Source organism: Desulfobacula toluolica Tol2 (assembly GCF_000307105.1).
Lineage (GTDB): Bacteria > Desulfobacterota > Desulfobacteria > Desulfobacterales > Desulfobacteraceae > Desulfobacula > Desulfobacula toluolica.
In genome coordinates, this window is the sequence record NC_018645.1 from 429,264 (window position 1) to 444,285 (window position 15,022).

The following is a 15,022-nucleotide window of genomic DNA, read 5'->3' on the forward strand; positions in this document are numbered from 1 at the left end:
TTTTGAACAACTATTTTTTTTGGTATATTACTTGCTGCTCAATTACTGTCAGCGGCGGCGTGAAAATGTCATAAATCTCCCGGTTTAAAAATGTAGCTGGATAAAAGACCGGGCAGCGATGACTTTGCCGACCGGTCTTTCCGGTTTATTCTTCTGTCACGTCTCTCATTCTATAACTTTTGCCTTCAATAACGACAGGCTCTGTGTGGTGAAGGAGCCGATCCAGAAGTGCTGATGTCAGTGTCATGTCATTATTGAAGATCTGGGGCCAGTCCTTGAACACCCTGTTTGTAGTGATGATCATGGCACCTTGTTCATAACGCTGACTGATAATCTGGAACAAAAGGTCTGCACCGATTTTGTCGATGGGCAAATAACCTAATTCGTCCATGATGAGCAGGGCTGGTTTGAGGTATTTTTTCAGTTCCTGTTTCAATTGACCGGCCTGCTGGGCTGCCACCAGATTATTCACGACATCTATAGCTGAAGCAAATAGAACCGTATGGCTTTTCAAGCATGCTTGATATCCTAAAGCCGTTGCAATATGGGTTTTGCCGACACCCACCGGGCCGATGAAAACGATATTGTTTTTTTGTTCAATAAATTTAAGACGGAACAGATTCTGGACCTGGGGCTGGTTTATTTTCCGGGGCCATGACCAGTTGAACTGATCCAATGTTTTGATCACCGGGAACTTTGCCATGCGGATTCGGCGCTGTCTTGTTTTGTCCCGGCGCAGCCTTGATTCCTGTTTGACAAGTTCAGATAAATATTTTATGTGGGTCCACTGTTTCTGTGCTGCCATGGTTGCAACGGATTCATAATTATCCCGGAGATAGGGTAATTTCAGGTGGGACAGATACTTTTCTAAATCAGGCATCTTGGTCTCCTATGGCGGTATAAATGTCAATGTCAGGGGCCTGGATTGTCAGATCCAACAAATCACTTTTATGGGTGAGGTAAAGGGCTCCGGGTTCCCTGGAGGGTCGGGAACGTTGTTCAAGGAGATTGGCGATATACTCGCAGGAAAATGCAGAAAATGAGAACGCATCTTCAATGGCCATGGCAACCTGCTCTCTGGAGTAGATTTCACTTAAGGCAACGATTTGCCGGACATGATGAGAGGCATTCAGACGCCTGTTCTGCAACTGCTTAAAATATTCCTGGGCTTTGTCAGACAGGCTTAAGAATCGCATATATATGACTTGGTCTTTGGCCTTCTTTCTTTGGTTCAAAAGGATTTTTGAGTGATCCGGATCTTCAACATCCTTTCTGCGATCATAGCTCCTGACATGGCGGCCCACCAGTTTATTGTCGTGGTAAAAACAAATACGGTCCGGGTACAGTTTTGCTGTCAATGCCACACCGGCTAACTGGGCAGGCACGGTGTAATAATTGGTGTCAATGGTCACCCGATACTGTTTTGAAGCCCGGACCTGCCTGATCACGCCGATATCATAGGGCTCAGCAGGCAGTGAATGAAGATGGGGCCGTTCTTCGGCATACATGTCACAGGGTTTTTTACCGGTCTCCCTGTGGCACCTGACATTGGCAACCGTATCAAGCCACTTTTTGCAAAGCGGTTCCATGATTTTAAAATCAGAGATTTCAAGGCCGTTGAGCAGATTCTTTTTGACATATCCCACTGCATTTTCCACTCGGCCTTTTTCATTGCCCTTTCGCACATTGCAGGGAATAATGGTAAAGCCATGATAATCCGCAAAATCAAGATACCTGGGATTAAATACAGGTGCTTTGCCAACGATCCTTTTTAAAACGGCGGATTTAAGATTGTCCACCATCACTTTTTCAGGCACCTTACCAAAAAATTCAAATGCGTTCTGGTGACATCCCAAAAAGTGCTCCATGGTTTGCGATACCGTAAATTCAACATACATCATTCGGCTGTGGCACATTACCATTACAAAAAGACTCAATCGCCTGGTCGTTGAACCCACCCGGACCGTGCCGTAAGATCCCCAGTCTACCTGGGCACATTCACCCGGGGCAAAGTACAATTTTAAATAGGCCTTGGTTTTGGGAGGCCGTACTTTTCTGACATAATCTTCAACAATGGTGATCCCGCCGGCAAACCCGTCTTCGGTTATCCGTTGAAAGACCTGCCGGGAACTGTAAGGATGCTTTTCAAGCATTTGTAAGATGGTGTTTTTAAACGGGTCCAATTTGCTTTTCCTCGGGCTTGATTTCCGGGGCTGATACCTTTTCTGGTTGGCCCATCTTGCAACGGTCCTTGGGTCCAGGTCGAGTGAATTTGAGATCTGGCTGTAGGTCAAACCGTCCCGGGTAAAATAATTTCTGATTTGAACATAGGTCTCGTAATCAATCATGGGTGCCCTCCGCTGCCACTTTCAATATATCCGAAAGTCGCATCATGGATTTGCATCGCCTTGTCTTTTTCGGGACTGGGTCAAGACCAAGGACCTGATAGATAGGTTTTTGCCAGGCTATCAGACCATGCCGGATCAAACCGAACCGTGCTCCATGCAAATCAGCTTGATCCATGGCTAACCTGCTCATAATGGCTTTGTCTCCATAAAAACTCAGGCCTTTACTGTCGGCCACACATACCAGGAATAGGTACAGAACCGATTGGACGTGCGTACATCGGTCAATGTATTTTTCACGTACCAGGCGATGATCGACCCAGCTGAAACTTTTGGGTACCTTCCGTATCCGGGACTTTAAAATCGGGGATTTTGCAATCATTTGAATCTCCTTCTATTTGGGGTTGTGAACATAAAATGTCCTGCCCGTATTTTTTCATACGAAGGAGAAAAGATGCTATGTCATCTTGTAACGTTGTTCCGGTAAAATGAGCAATTAATCCTATTAAAACAGTTGGTTGTCCCTGTAAGAGATCTTGTAACTCAAAATCGATGATATTGCTTTTGTTTTCAGTAGGTTGGATCGGTAAGAGATCTTGTAACGCATGTGGTTGCTTTGGTCGTTTGGAGTACCCCGGATGATTTTCCCTCCATTTTTGGACCCGTTCAACGTTTTCCGGACATCGAAAATAATCCTGATTTTCGGATTTGCTCAGCCATTTTTCCTGACTTGCTTTCTTACTGGCCTTACGACATTCAGGTTTAAAACAATATTGTTGAGATTTGTAATTTCTGGAGTCAGGCACAAACAATGTTCTGCAATTTTGGCATCTTTTCTTCAGAATACGCATCATCTACACATCGCCTCCAACATAAAATTCGCTGCTTATGAAAGCAAATTTTACGGGAAGAAGATGCTCTTACGGAAGGAAGAAAAATGAAGAAGATAAGAATTAAATTTTTAATTTTTAGGAGAAGAAAATTAAACGAAGAAAACACATCTTGAAACCGGGACACCAAGAACATTTTCAGGTCGGGCCTGACAATTACTGATATTGATTAAAGGACATTTGGGAAATTTAATTCTTTACCAAAGGATAATAATATGAACATCATAGAAAATGAGGGTAATAATTTTTTTTTATGATTGTTATAGAATGATGATATTGAATCTTATCTCACAGTTAAAGGAAAAGATTTGTTCAGAGGAGATAAAATGAAATCAAGATTTTTTTTGTATGCATTGTTAATTTTTTGTTTTGGAATTTCAGCTTGTCAAAATGAAAAAGAAGAAAACAATTATTCAAAGGTTTCTGAGCTAATTTCGGAAAGAAACAAAGCACGTTATGAAATGAGTGAAACACCATCCAAAATGAGCGGTAGCAACAAAAAAGTAACTACATCGAATACTAATATTTTAAAAACCAAGTCAGACTCAAAAAAAGAAGAGTTTTTGTCAATTATTCTTTATGAAGAGGGCGTAGAAATCGTTAGTTCTGAATCGCAGCGGACCTTGGCAAAAGGTATAGCATATATTAATAAAAAAGGACAAATCGTAAAAATTAAGCTGTTAAAAGAATAAAAAAATTGCAATCAAATAAAATGAACAAAAAAAATCAAATTCAAAATATTACCTTGATAGGCCTTGTGGCAAATATAATACTCTCCGTCATCAAGTTTTTAATTGGTTTTCTGGGTAACAGCCAGGCAGTTGTTGCAGATGCCCTGCACAGCTTTTCAGACACATCCTCTGACCTGGTCATTTTGTTCGGTGTAAAATACTGGACTGCACCGCCGGATGATGACCATCCCTATGGGCATCAGAAAATAGAATCTTTTATTACCATTATTATTGGATTTATCCTTATTTTGGTTGCCTGTACAATTGGATATAATGGTATAGTATCTTTATTGGAAAGGAAGCAGGCTCAGTTGAACTGGATCGTCACTATTGGTCCGTTGATTTCCATTTTTGTGAAAGAAATACTTTTCAAGGTGACATATAAAGTTGGCATTAAAATCAATTCATCCTCCCTTAAAGCCAATGCCTGGCATCATAGAAGCGATGCGTTTTCCTCCATCCCCGTCCTTGTAGCAATTTTGGCTTCTTTAATAGATCCAAGATTGGGATTTCTAGACCAGATCGGTGCAATCATTGTATCAGCATTTATTATTAAAGTAGGCCTTGAGATTTTTTTCACCAATATTAATGATCTTTTGGACACCGGCATTTCAAAGCAAAAAGTTATTGAACTGAAAAAAACAATAAAAACCATACGCAATGTTAAAGGCGTCCATAAATTGAGAACCCGCAAGATTGCCAATTATATTTATATTGATCTTCACCTGGAAGTTGACGGGCATTTGTCTGTTATCCAGGGTCACGATATATCTGAAGAGGTAAAACATACCCTTATTCAAAAAAATCCCAAAATCATTGATGTAATGGTTCACCTGGAACCTGAAATAAATTTATCTGAACCGGAATAAATTCATATAGCCTGTAAAAAAAATATTCCCTATGGGCGGTTGATCCCCTTGTTCCTGAGTTCAGGGGCAAGAAGTCGGAGCTTTTCACAAAATCTATTTATTGGGCTTGTACAAAAGGTTGCTGTAATATGAATTTGCAAAAGAGTCCTTCACTAACGTGAATAGCTTAGAATTTGTCCTTTGAACGGTCGGGCCAGATAGTCCGTATGGACTGGTTTGCTTTGCGTATGAGAGTAGCCAAGACTCACCATTTTTTTGCTGAAACGAGCATGTTTACCGCGTCCCGGATCAACGATTATTACTTCACAATGATTATTTGCATGATGATCAATAAAACTGGACAACAGCTCTGCATGATCCGGTTCATACAACAAATCACTTCCAATTATGAGATCAAATTTGCCCAAATTAATGTTGTTGTCGCACCATCCCATACGAACGAACGGTATTTTTTTACCTTTGTTGAGCTTAACGTTTTCCATCAGAAAAGGTTCAGCGTCAGGATGATAGTCTGTAGAGGTAATATCTGCGAGGCGATGGTTGAGTACCAAACTTGCCAACCCAATACCGCAGCCGACTTCTAAAATTTGTTTTCCATCAACCTCATAATCAATCATGTGATGTGCAAGCACCTTTCCTGAAGGCCAGATAACCCCAAATAAGGGCCATGTAGCCGATGATATGCCTAATTTTTCAGCAACACCATTAACATCAAGATATTGGAGTGTGTCTCGTAACGTACGAACATGAATATCGACATCTTTAAACTCAATAGTTTGATAACGGATACGAAGTGAAGACATATCTCTCCTGATTAAAGCAGTTTTTTATATGAAAGTTTTTAAAAATCCAAACAGCTACTTTCAATCTTTGTTGTGGCAGCTTGATCTGCCAGGGCCGCTATTTAAAAAAAATTAAAACCTTACAGCATCAACGAAACCTGGTTATCGAATTGCCTTGAAAAACGTCTTCTGATTCCCTGAACATTCAATGCTTGGACAAAAACAAGGGTAGCGAAGATAAACTAAAAAAAAATGATTCCAACAAGGAATGCCCCTTTGCTTGAATACAATCACGCATCATACACTATTGATAATGATTTGCAATCAAATAAAAAGACACTATTGATCTGTGGCCAATAAAAAACAATAATAGAACTTGACTTTTTTTAATATTCCTATATGATAATAAATATTGCGTCAATGTATAAAGCGCATATGTTTCCTCCTTAAGGTGTATATCCCCAATATTCAAGTGTGGTTTGCCCCCCAAAGTTAGAAGCTAGTATTTTTATTTTTTATTACAGGAGATTGCCAACATGGCTAATGGTATCGTAAAATGGTTTAACGACTCAAAAGGTTTTGGATTTATCGAACAAGAAGACGGCGGAAAAGATGTATTCGTGCATCATTCAGGCATTAATACAACCGGTTTTAAATCCCTCAATGAAGGGGATCGTGTTTCATTCGACATCGAAGAAGGACAAAAAGGTCCTGCCGCAACAAATGTAACCGTGCTTTAGTTAGCCGTTTTACTTAAATTTTGAAAAAAAGTCACTTCTGTGACTTGAAAAAATAAAGTCCCTGAGCAATATCCTTGTTCAGGGATTTTTTTTATTTTTGCAAGTATCTTAGAACATAAAGGCGGTTAAGGCACACTGAATCATTTTTCACTGGCCATACTCCATAACGACTTGACCCGCGGATTGACAAGGTTTTTTTTTCGGGTACACAGCCCGATGACAAAGGGCGGCAGTACAGGGGCACCTGACAGGATTTTGACCTGGTTTAAAAAAGGGCTTTTTTCAAGCACCATCCTGGGAACAAGACCAATGCCACAGCCAAGGCTGATCATGACAATGATAGCCTCATTGCCCGCAACCTGGGAATAAATATTGGGAATAAAATTTTCCTTTGCAAACCACTGGTCTATTCGGTCCCGGCTCAACCCGTGATCCGGAATGATTAACGGGGTTTGTTCCCAGTCTATCCCATCGACTGTACGAATAACGATATCAGGGTATTGCAATGGTGCAATAAAAACCAGTGGTGTACGGGATAAGGTTTGAAAAACAAGATCTTTGGGTAATGTGTCAGGCAGGGCTGCAATTGCAACATCCGCATCCTGGTTTGACAGTTTTTGCAGGGCTTTTGCCGCATCTCCGGTTTCAAGGTGTATCCGGACTCTGGGATGGGTTTTTCTATACCGTGCCATGACGCTGGGAAGGATTCCATAGGCTGCGGTTACAGAGCAATACAACGACAGCTCTCCTTGCAAAATATCATCGGACGACAGTTCGTCATGGAGCCGATTCCACCTCCGCAGAACATCATCGGCATATTTTTTAAACACCATTCCGGCTGACGTCAATTCCACGGAGCGGTTGCTTCGGATAAAAAGTGTTTCACCCACCTCTGCTTCTATCCTCTGGATAACCCTTGTCAATGCCGACGGCGTGATATAACAGGCCTGGCTGGTTCTTGCAAAATGCAAGGTATCTGCAAGGTGCCTGAAAAGCTTTAAATTGCGAATATCCATGTTTCAATGCTTAACACTATGTTTTAAATTTTGCAATAATACATCAGTTATATATAAATAGTTGCAATATTAAAGCCGTGTATAATATTGCAATATTCAAAACATAACATTGCAAATGATTCATTTGACGCAATTATAAATATAGTCCATTAATACAGCAGGTTAATTTCGTAAAATACTTACATTTATCTATAAGGAGAACACCATGGGCCAAAATTATTTTAATACCCTGCCATTGAGACGACAATTGGAAGAACTTTCCCAGTGCAGATTTATGGATTCATCTGAATTCAAAGGCGTTGAAGCCTTGAAGGGCAAAAAAATAGTCATTGTAGGTTGCGGTTCCCAGGGACTTCACCAGGGACTAAACTTGAGGGACAGCGGTCTGGATGTATCCTATACCCTTAGGGACGCCGCCATTGAAGAAAAACGTCAGTCCTGGAAAAACGCAACTGAAAACAAGTTTTCTGTGGGAACATATGAAGAGATGATTCCCCAGGCTGATCTGTTGATCAACCTGACCCCTGACAAACAGCACACCAATGTGATTGAATCAGTCATGCCTTTGATGAAACAGGATGCGTGTCTGTCATACTCTCACGGCTTTAATATTGTGGAAGAAGGCATGCAGATCAGAAAAGATCTCACCGTTATCATGGTTGCACCAAAGTCTCCCGGAACAGAGGTACGGGAAGAATACAAACGGGGGTTCGGCGTACCCACATTGATTGCCGTTCACAAGGAAAACGACCCCAGAGGCGAAGGGATGGAACTTGCCAAAGCCTATGCCTGCGGTACAGGGGGCGACAGGGCAGGGGTACTTCATTCTTCTTTTGTGGCGGAAGTAAAATCAGATCTCATGGGAGAACAGACCATCCTTTGCGGTGTTCTCCAGACCGGGTCTTTGCTGTGCTATGATAAAATGATTGAAACAGGCGTTCCTCCTGAATATGCTTCCAAACTGGTTCAATATGGATGGGAAACCATTACAGAAGCCTTGAAACACGGTGGTGTCACCAATATGATGGACAGGTTGAGCAATCCTGAAAAAATTGTTGCCCAGGAACTTTGTGAAGAATTGAAAACTATTCTTACTCCTTTGTTCAACCAGCACATGGACAACATCATGTCCGGCGAATTTTCTAAAACCATGATGGAAGACTGGGCAAACGATGATGCCAACCTGCTCAAATGGAGAGAAGAAACCTCCCAGACTGCTTTTGAACAATCCACCCCAACAGATCAGGAGATCCCGGAACAGGCATATTTTGACAATGGCGTTCTTATGGTTGCCTTTGTCAAGGCAGGTGTGGAACTGGCATTTGACACAATGGTCTCAACCGGTATCGGTGAAGAATCCGCCTACTATGAATCCCTTCATGAACTGCCCTTGATTGCAAACCTGGTGGCACGCAAAAAACTTTATGAAATGAATGTGGTCATTTCCGATACAGCCGAATACGGATGTTATCTGTTTAACCATAAGGCCGTTCCATTGCTTTGTGACTTCATGAAAAAACTTGATATTGATGTCATAGGTAAAGGTTTGACGGTTGAAACCAATGGCGTGGATAACATAAAACTTATCAAAACCAATGAGGCCATCCGTTCCACAGGTGTTGAACGGATCGGAAAAAAACTGCGCGGATACATGGGGGCCATGAAACCCATTTCTTAAGCCTGGTTTTTTATATGATGCCCATCTCAATATATTTTATATGATAAGGGGTTTGTTTTTTGTTGTGGCAAGTCAATCTGCCATGGCCGTTAGTTGATAATTTAAAAAGTGCATTGTTTCAAAAATAATTTTTTAAAACAATGCGCTTTTGTTTTTAATTTTAAATGCAAACGCAAAACCCAATGCCGGATTTGATTTGGTCTGTTTTTTAAAGATTTTGCATTGTTTTTATCAGATTGTTTGCAAGAACTGCACTGGTTATGCCCAAAGATTCCGGGTCAAGATAAAATTCCGAATGTTTTTGAAACAGCACAGTACATTGAGCAGGAAATTCTTCATCCCTGTCATTAAACAACAGCAAAAGCGATATCCGGGGAAGGGCGTCAAACTGTATTGCCAGATCATAGGGCATGTCCGCTTCGTAACGGACCCCGCCCAGTTTTTTACCGGCTTTAAAAAGTTCATCAAGCCTGCCTGAAAAATGTTTGAGAATAACCTGTTCTGTATCGCTTTTAAAAAAGTTTACATTGGTAAAATGGGACGTTTTTTTAAAATCCTTAAATGACACCCATTTTGTATCATTGTGCAATTGCTCGGGGCATAACAAAATATATTTGGCAAGGATGACACAAATCCTGTAATCCGGCCTGTTGCCTGATGCATCCGTTATTTCATTTTGCGAAATCAGGTAATGGTAATCTTTGTTAAAAAAACGAATCAGTATTTGATCCTCATCTGTTTCAATTCCAAGTATATTCTGTATGGACGCAAGATTTGTTTTAGCGATTTGGTCGCAATAATCACGGTAGTATTTTTCAAATATTTCAGAACTCTGGTTCATTGATGATCCTCCCGGTTAAAAGGCTTTTCTATAAAGGTCATGGCAGATCACTATGCCACAACAAACAATGAAAGATATTTAATTTCATCAGGTTAAAAGTTCTTTCATATAAACTGCCACGGGCAGACTTGGTCTCTCACCCATGTTTGCCCACAACAAAGATGAAAAGTCTCTGTATGAATTTTTTAAGACTTTCATATAAAAAGATCTATATATTATTGAATTTGATAAATCAGATAAAGAAAAAAAACATCCCCCATATGGGGGGGGATCTGATTTTTTTATGAATCAAAGTTGATTTTATGCAAGACCAGACCAGAGGATGGTGCAATGTGCCGCAGAGGTCTGTTATCTTTTCCTTCAAGTGATTCCTTAATGTCGCCCAACCTTATTTCCCCCCTTCCAAGACTCAAAAGCTGTCCCATGATCAGCCTCACTTGATACCTTAAAAATCCTGCTGAATGTATGTGATAGGCATAGGTTTTATCCGGGAAGAAATTGGCTTTAAAAATTGTGTTTTTTTTGATCTTGCTGACCAGGATTTCTCGTTTAAACTTTGTTCCTGGCTTTGGTTTTGTGCAATATTTTATAAAATTATGTTTGCCTTTAAATAATAGTGCGCCTTTTTTCATCAAATCAAGATCAAGGTCATACTGAAATGAACTTATAAGTGGGGCACTGAAAGGGTGGCTCTTTTCTCCAAAAGAAAATAAATACAGATACTCTTTGATTCTCGGGGCATTAATGATATTGAAGTTCTTGTCCTTTTCTTCTATTTTTATCACCTTGATATCGTTGGGTAAGTTTTGGTTAAAATCCATGAACAATTGATTGGTGTCTAACGGATCATTGACAAAAAGTTCAAACGCGGAATGATTGGCAGATACTTTTGCATCTGTTCGGCTGGTTCCTAAGATTTTAAAGTCTGTATGGCCTAAAATAAATTTTGTTGTTTTTTCGATCATAAATTCAATGGTTTTTAATCCGGGTTGTTTAAGCCAGCCATGGTATCGGTAACCCATGTATTGAATATGAATCAGGTAGTAAAATTTTTTCATAAAAATTTTTCCATTCAATGGGGAAGGTTGTTTTTCAAAAACAGATCATATTGTCCCGGCATCCTAATAATGCACAACAAAGAATGTGTCAACCTGAACTTTGATTGCCATATGATGGTGCAAAAATAAAAGTTACGGGTTTATCCAGTGTCTTTTGAGCTGGAAAACAACAGTTGAAAAGGTCATAAAAAAGCTGCTTGCATTTGTATTGAAAAATGTTATGTTTTTATTAAGAGTTTGAATATCCCTGGAAAAACAAAATCTTAGTGTGAGGCTCAAAAAAAGTTTTTTTCGTTAATTTGGGATCTTTGCTAACAAAATAGGGCTCAAGCCTCGAAAGTACCTTGCCATGAATCAAAGAACAGATTTTTTTGATACTGTCGATCATCAAGATTTTTGCAACGATAAAGAAAATTGCAAAGATAAGAGTCGGTGCAAAGACAAGGATCATCACAACACTAAGGATCGTCGCAAAAATAAGGACCGTCGAGTCAACAAGGATCGCCGATCAAAAGGGGAAAGACGTTATGATTTTCGTGAAAAACCAAATCGTCAACGCAAATCCATTCGCGCTTGGTTACGTTCCATCATAAATGCACGGCTTGGTATTGACAGACGAAAATATGACAGAAGAAGAGTCGCAGACAGAAGAAAACCAAACAAAAACAGTATTCTTACCCGGGAAGAAATTGAATATTTTTTATAAATGCCACTGGCCGATCTGGTATTTTATTTAAGTAGGATGCAGATATCCCCCTTGCCGGTCATGTTGGAAAGGGGGATGAATGTTTATGCCACAGCAGCCTTAAAACCGTCAAGACCAAGCCGGTCGATCATTTTGCCGAGCCGTTCACCAGGTTTTGCATTTTCCTGATAATGGGCAACCACTTTATCAATAGCATCCATAGCGCCTTGATCATCTAAGCCTTCCAAAAGTACGTCACCAATACGGGGGTGGGCACCGACATTTCCGCCTATGGTTAATGTCCAGCCGTCTTTTTTTCCGATCAATCCGATATCCCTGACCCAGGATTCGGCACAACTGAGATGGCAACCGGAAACAGCCATTTTAAATTTTCCCGGAAGCTTGAATCCATGATATTTTTTATCCAGCTTCATGCCAAGACCAAGAGAATCCTGCTTGCCTATTGTGCAGAACGTATTGCCGGGACAGCTGCGGATGCTTCTGACACACAAGCCTACGGCAGCACCCTTATCCAGTCCCAGTTCTTCCCAGGCACTGTCAATATCTTCTTCTTTGAGTCCCACAATGGCAATGCGGGTTGCGCCGGTAATCTTAACGGCCTGGGCATTATATTTTTCAGACACGTCGGCTATTTTTCTCAAAAGATCCGGGGTTACCACTCCGCAGGGAATATGGGGGGCAATGGCATAGGTTTTTTTGTCTTTCTGGGGGATGGCTCCTTTTTCTCCAAGTTTCAGCATTCTTTTTGTCTCCTTTGTTGTGTTTTTTTATTTTGCCTCTCATTTAAAACAGCACAAGCAATTAAAACAGCACAAGAAATAGTCGATTAAGACAATTAAATCATATTTTGATATTCTTGTAATCTGCAGCCAATAAATTTTTTTCTTAATATTGGGGTAGCAGATTTTTGTGAAGATAACAACATTACTTTTATATTTGGTACATGCTTATTCAGACATGCCAAACCGGTATTTGATTTGCTTTTATGTTTGATGGGTATCATTATTTGAATCATTTCATCATTGATTTTATTAATTCATCACACATTTGACTGGCACGAAAAACCCTTTGCCCATCCTACCTTGTTGTATTGTTTGATGTCTTTATGTAACAAAGCATATCGGGACAAAAACAAACGAAAGGCAGCCCGCAACCGTTCGATATGATCAATTAATAAAGGGTTCTTCTTTTAATAACTGCCACGGGCAGACCTGCTCTTTTACCTTGGTTTGCCCACAACAAAGGTTGAAAGTCAAAGTTTGAATTTTTGAAGACTTTCATATAAAAGATCAATCCGTAAAAATTTTTTGCCGTTGGAATAGGTCTTGATTTTTCATATGAATTTGAATAATTGTATAGGGTTGTGAAAACAGCCTTTATATTATGGAGAAATCAATAAAAATGGTGGTTGAAAATGATAATTGATGGTCATGCCCATTTGTTTCACCCGAAAGTTATCTCCAATGTTAAAAAAAAAGAGGAGATGGTTGACTTCCTGAGGTTGCAGGCAGACGGGGCAGAAGACAGAATTGGCGTGTCGTTCCTTGAAGAGGAACTGAAGAGCAACGCGGTTCAGGGATGTTTTATTCTTCCCACTGCAGGGGCAAAAGAAGTCGGCAAGGTCAATGAATCATCTTACATGACGGTTGAAACTTCGGATCTTTTGTATACGGCCGGTACCCTTCATCCTGAATACAGCGACAACAGACAAGAGCTTGTGAAATTCAAGCAAAGAAATATCAAGGGGATAAAATTGTGTTCCTTTTCCCAGAAATTTGCTTTGGATGATCCCAAGACCTTTGATATGTTTAATTTGATCAGACAGTTTAATATAACTGAACAGTCTGGGTTCTTTGTGATTATAGATACCCTGTACGGGGCAGACACCTTTTTTGGAGGTAATTCCGAACATAATACAACACCGGAACTGTTAGGCAGTTTGGTTAAAAATTTTCCCGAGATTAATTTTATCGCAGCTCATATGGGTGGATTGGCAGCGCCTTTCAATGATATTTACACCCATCTTTGCCCCATGGACAATCTGTTTTTTGACACCTCAAATGCAGCCCATGTGCTGGAGGAAAATCAGTTTGTTGCTCTTTTAAAAGCCCATGGGCCGGAGCATATTATTTTTGGAACAGACTGGCCCTGGTTTACCCATGCACCGGAGATTGATTTGCAACACCGTATGCTCACCAGGGCAGGCTATTCAAAGGATGATATGGAGCGGGTGTTTTCAAAAAATATTATCCGGCTGTCGGGACTTGCCGTTTTTATGGATTCAGGAGTTTAAAATGCAAGCAACAGATGATTGGGGTCATGACCCTAATGTTAGAAAAACACGGGACTGTTTTTCCAGGATGGAAGCCATGGATTTTGAGCTGATAAAGCGTTCAGGCATATCTTTGTTTGATCCGCAGCTTCGGCCTGCCAGGGAATTGAGATTCAGTCTGTTTGAAAATATCTGTTCCAGGGCTGCGGAAAAAGGGATGCTTTTGGATGAAGATACGGTTTTTGAGCTGTTCAAGCTTTGTCAGGACATGGCATTCAAGAATTGCGGATTGCCTGTGTCTTCTTTGAATTTACCCCAAAATCAGGAACTGGTATCTTTGGTCAAGGAGAATTTGAAATGATTCGATTAAGACTGTTTGGACGATGCCGCATTTATCATGATCCGGTCAGCCCTGTTTTAAAGGAACCTGCACAGATTGGATGGGATTCCTGGTTCAGGGATATTGATCTTGTCACACCCAGGAAATTAAAGGGAAAAGAACTGCTTTTGCGCACTCGGGGCTGGTGGTCGGTAGAACCAAGTCTGGTGGCCGATGTCGTGGAAAAATACGGGAGGCTGATGGTCGGTGAAAAAGGGGAACTCATGGTTGAATTCCACAATGAGGCCGACGTTACAGCACTCTCCTTAGACCTGACTGAAAATTTTAAAGACCAGATTCTGCTGGCCCCCTGATCCCTGTTTCTTTATTTGTCCCATGGGGAGGCAACCACCAGGATAACGCAGGGTTCCGTCCCGTTATTGAAAAGGCTGTGGGCAGACCCCACAGGAATCCAGGTGGCATCTCCGGGATTAACCTGCTGTTCTTCATAATCAACCCGCATGATACCTGTACCGCTTGCAACAAAATAGATCTCTTCCATTGGGTCGACATGGGACTCAATTTCTTTGCCGGGTTCAAGTCTGGCAATGGCCAGAAAACCAAGCTCTTTTAAAGTTCTGCGGTCCAGAATCATCTGGGCAATGGCACCGCCATGGGCTCTGTAGGTGGTGTCAAGCACCTCTTTATCATTTATATTTCTTACGATCATGGTGTTTTGTCCTTTGCTTGAAAAAAAAACAGAAGACCAAAAACA

At 40.8% G+C, this 15,022-nt stretch carries 18 protein-coding genes; 8 read left to right on the forward strand and 10 right to left on the reverse strand.

Annotation, left to right across the window (positions count from 1 at the left end):
* Positions 1 to 145: 145 nt before the first annotated feature.
* From istB to TOL2_RS01960, 4 genes are all read right to left on the reverse strand, one after another.
* Positions 146 to 880 (reverse strand): IS21-like element helper ATPase IstB, encoded by a 735-nt coding sequence (gene istB / locus TOL2_RS01945; RefSeq protein ID WP_014955877.1) that lies wholly within the window; start codon positions 878 to 880, stop codon positions 146 to 148.
* On the reverse strand, positions 873 to 2,348 hold the full coding sequence (gene istA / locus TOL2_RS01950) for an IS21 family transposase (RefSeq protein ID WP_014955878.1): 1,476 nt from the start codon (positions 2,346 to 2,348) through the stop codon (positions 873 to 875). Before istA ends, istB begins: the two co-directional genes overlap by 8 nt.
* Positions 2,341 to 2,538, reverse strand: a complete 198-nt coding sequence (locus tag TOL2_RS25345) for a hypothetical protein (RefSeq protein WP_014957192.1) — start codon at positions 2,536 to 2,538, stop codon at positions 2,341 to 2,343. Before TOL2_RS25345 ends, istA begins: the two co-directional genes overlap by 8 nt.
* Positions 2,539 to 2,641: 103 nt before the next feature.
* Complete coding sequence (locus TOL2_RS01960; protein WP_014955879.1) at positions 2,642 to 3,199, reverse strand: hypothetical protein; 558 nt, start codon at positions 3,197 to 3,199, stop codon at positions 2,642 to 2,644.
* Between the two features lie 362 nt (positions 3,200 to 3,561).
* Here TOL2_RS01960 and TOL2_RS01965 point away from each other — a divergent pair, with 362 nt between their 5' ends.
* Both TOL2_RS01965 and TOL2_RS01970 read left to right on the forward strand, forming a co-directional pair.
* Entirely contained in the window at positions 3,562 to 3,927 is a 366-nt protein-coding gene (locus TOL2_RS01965; protein WP_014955880.1) for a hypothetical protein, read from the forward strand.
* 20 nt (positions 3,928 to 3,947) lie between these two features.
* Entirely contained in the window at positions 3,948 to 4,835 is an 888-nt protein-coding gene (locus TOL2_RS01970; RefSeq protein ID WP_014955881.1) for a cation diffusion facilitator family transporter, read from the forward strand.
* A 152-nt stretch (positions 4,836 to 4,987) separates the two neighbouring features.
* On the opposite strand, the gene TOL2_RS01975 is transcribed toward TOL2_RS01970, so the two are convergent.
* Positions 4,988 to 5,638 carry a class I SAM-dependent methyltransferase gene (locus tag TOL2_RS01975; protein ID WP_014955882.1) on the reverse strand — a complete coding sequence of 217 codons (651 nt, stop codon included), beginning with the start codon at positions 5,636 to 5,638 and terminating at the stop codon, positions 4,988 to 4,990.
* Positions 5,639 to 6,153: 515 nt separating this feature from the next.
* On the opposite strand from TOL2_RS01975, the gene TOL2_RS01980 reads away from it, so the two are divergent.
* Positions 6,154 to 6,357, forward strand: coding sequence for a cold-shock protein (locus TOL2_RS01980; protein ID WP_014955883.1), 204 nt, complete (start codon positions 6,154 to 6,156; stop codon positions 6,355 to 6,357).
* A 140-nt stretch (positions 6,358 to 6,497) separates the two neighbouring features.
* Here the strand turns inward: TOL2_RS01980 and ilvY are convergent, their stop codons facing one another.
* On the reverse strand, positions 6,498 to 7,373 hold the full coding sequence (gene ilvY, locus TOL2_RS01985; protein WP_014955884.1) for an HTH-type transcriptional activator IlvY: 876 nt from the start codon (positions 7,371 to 7,373) through the stop codon (positions 6,498 to 6,500).
* A gap of 205 nt (positions 7,374 to 7,578) precedes the next feature.
* Here ilvY and ilvC point away from each other — a divergent pair, with 205 nt between their 5' ends.
* A complete protein-coding gene (gene ilvC, locus TOL2_RS01990; RefSeq protein WP_014955885.1) occupies positions 7,579 to 9,051 on the forward strand; it encodes a ketol-acid reductoisomerase in 1,473 nt (490 codons plus the stop codon).
* Between the two features lie 208 nt (positions 9,052 to 9,259).
* Here ilvC and TOL2_RS01995 read toward each other — a convergent pair whose 3' ends face one another.
* Positions 9,260 to 9,892 (reverse strand): DUF3786 domain-containing protein, encoded by a 633-nt coding sequence (locus tag TOL2_RS01995; RefSeq protein ID WP_014955886.1) that lies wholly within the window; start codon positions 9,890 to 9,892, stop codon positions 9,260 to 9,262.
* Between the two features lie 281 nt (positions 9,893 to 10,173).
* Positions 10,174 to 10,950: a tRNA pseudouridine synthase A gene (locus TOL2_RS02000; protein WP_014955887.1), complete on the reverse strand. Its 777-nt coding sequence runs from the start codon at positions 10,948 to 10,950 to the stop codon at positions 10,174 to 10,176.
* A 349-nt stretch (positions 10,951 to 11,299) separates the two neighbouring features.
* Here TOL2_RS02000 and TOL2_RS02005 point away from each other — a divergent pair, with 349 nt between their 5' ends.
* Complete coding sequence (locus TOL2_RS02005; protein ID WP_041279203.1) at positions 11,300 to 11,656, forward strand: hypothetical protein; 357 nt, start codon at positions 11,300 to 11,302, stop codon at positions 11,654 to 11,656.
* An 83-nt stretch (positions 11,657 to 11,739) separates the two neighbouring features.
* Here the strand turns inward: TOL2_RS02005 and TOL2_RS02010 are convergent, their stop codons facing one another.
* Positions 11,740 to 12,396 carry a nitrite/sulfite reductase domain-containing protein gene (locus TOL2_RS02010; RefSeq protein WP_014955889.1) on the reverse strand — a complete coding sequence of 219 codons (657 nt, stop codon included), beginning with the start codon at positions 12,394 to 12,396 and terminating at the stop codon, positions 11,740 to 11,742.
* Between the two features lie 674 nt (positions 12,397 to 13,070).
* Between TOL2_RS02010 and TOL2_RS02015 the strand changes: the two genes are divergently transcribed.
* The 3 genes from TOL2_RS02015 to TOL2_RS02025 are packed head-to-tail and all read left to right on the forward strand — an operon-like array spanning position 13,071 to position 14,621.
* Positions 13,071 to 13,949: an amidohydrolase family protein gene (locus TOL2_RS02015; protein ID WP_014955890.1), complete on the forward strand. Its 879-nt coding sequence runs from the start codon at positions 13,071 to 13,073 to the stop codon at positions 13,947 to 13,949.
* Between the two features lies 1 nt (position 13,950).
* A complete protein-coding gene (locus TOL2_RS02020) occupies positions 13,951 to 14,289 on the forward strand; it encodes a hypothetical protein (protein ID WP_014955891.1) in 339 nt (112 codons plus the stop codon).
* Positions 14,286 to 14,621, forward strand: coding sequence for a hypothetical protein (locus tag TOL2_RS02025; RefSeq protein ID WP_014955892.1), 336 nt, complete (start codon positions 14,286 to 14,288; stop codon positions 14,619 to 14,621). The genes TOL2_RS02020 and TOL2_RS02025 overlap by 4 nt, the downstream gene beginning before the upstream one ends.
* An 11-nt stretch (positions 14,622 to 14,632) precedes the next feature.
* Here the strand turns inward: TOL2_RS02025 and TOL2_RS02030 are convergent, their stop codons facing one another.
* Positions 14,633 to 14,977, reverse strand: a complete 345-nt coding sequence (locus tag TOL2_RS02030) for a cupin domain-containing protein (protein ID WP_014955893.1) — start codon at positions 14,975 to 14,977, stop codon at positions 14,633 to 14,635.
* Positions 14,978 to 15,022: the final 45 nt, after the last annotated feature.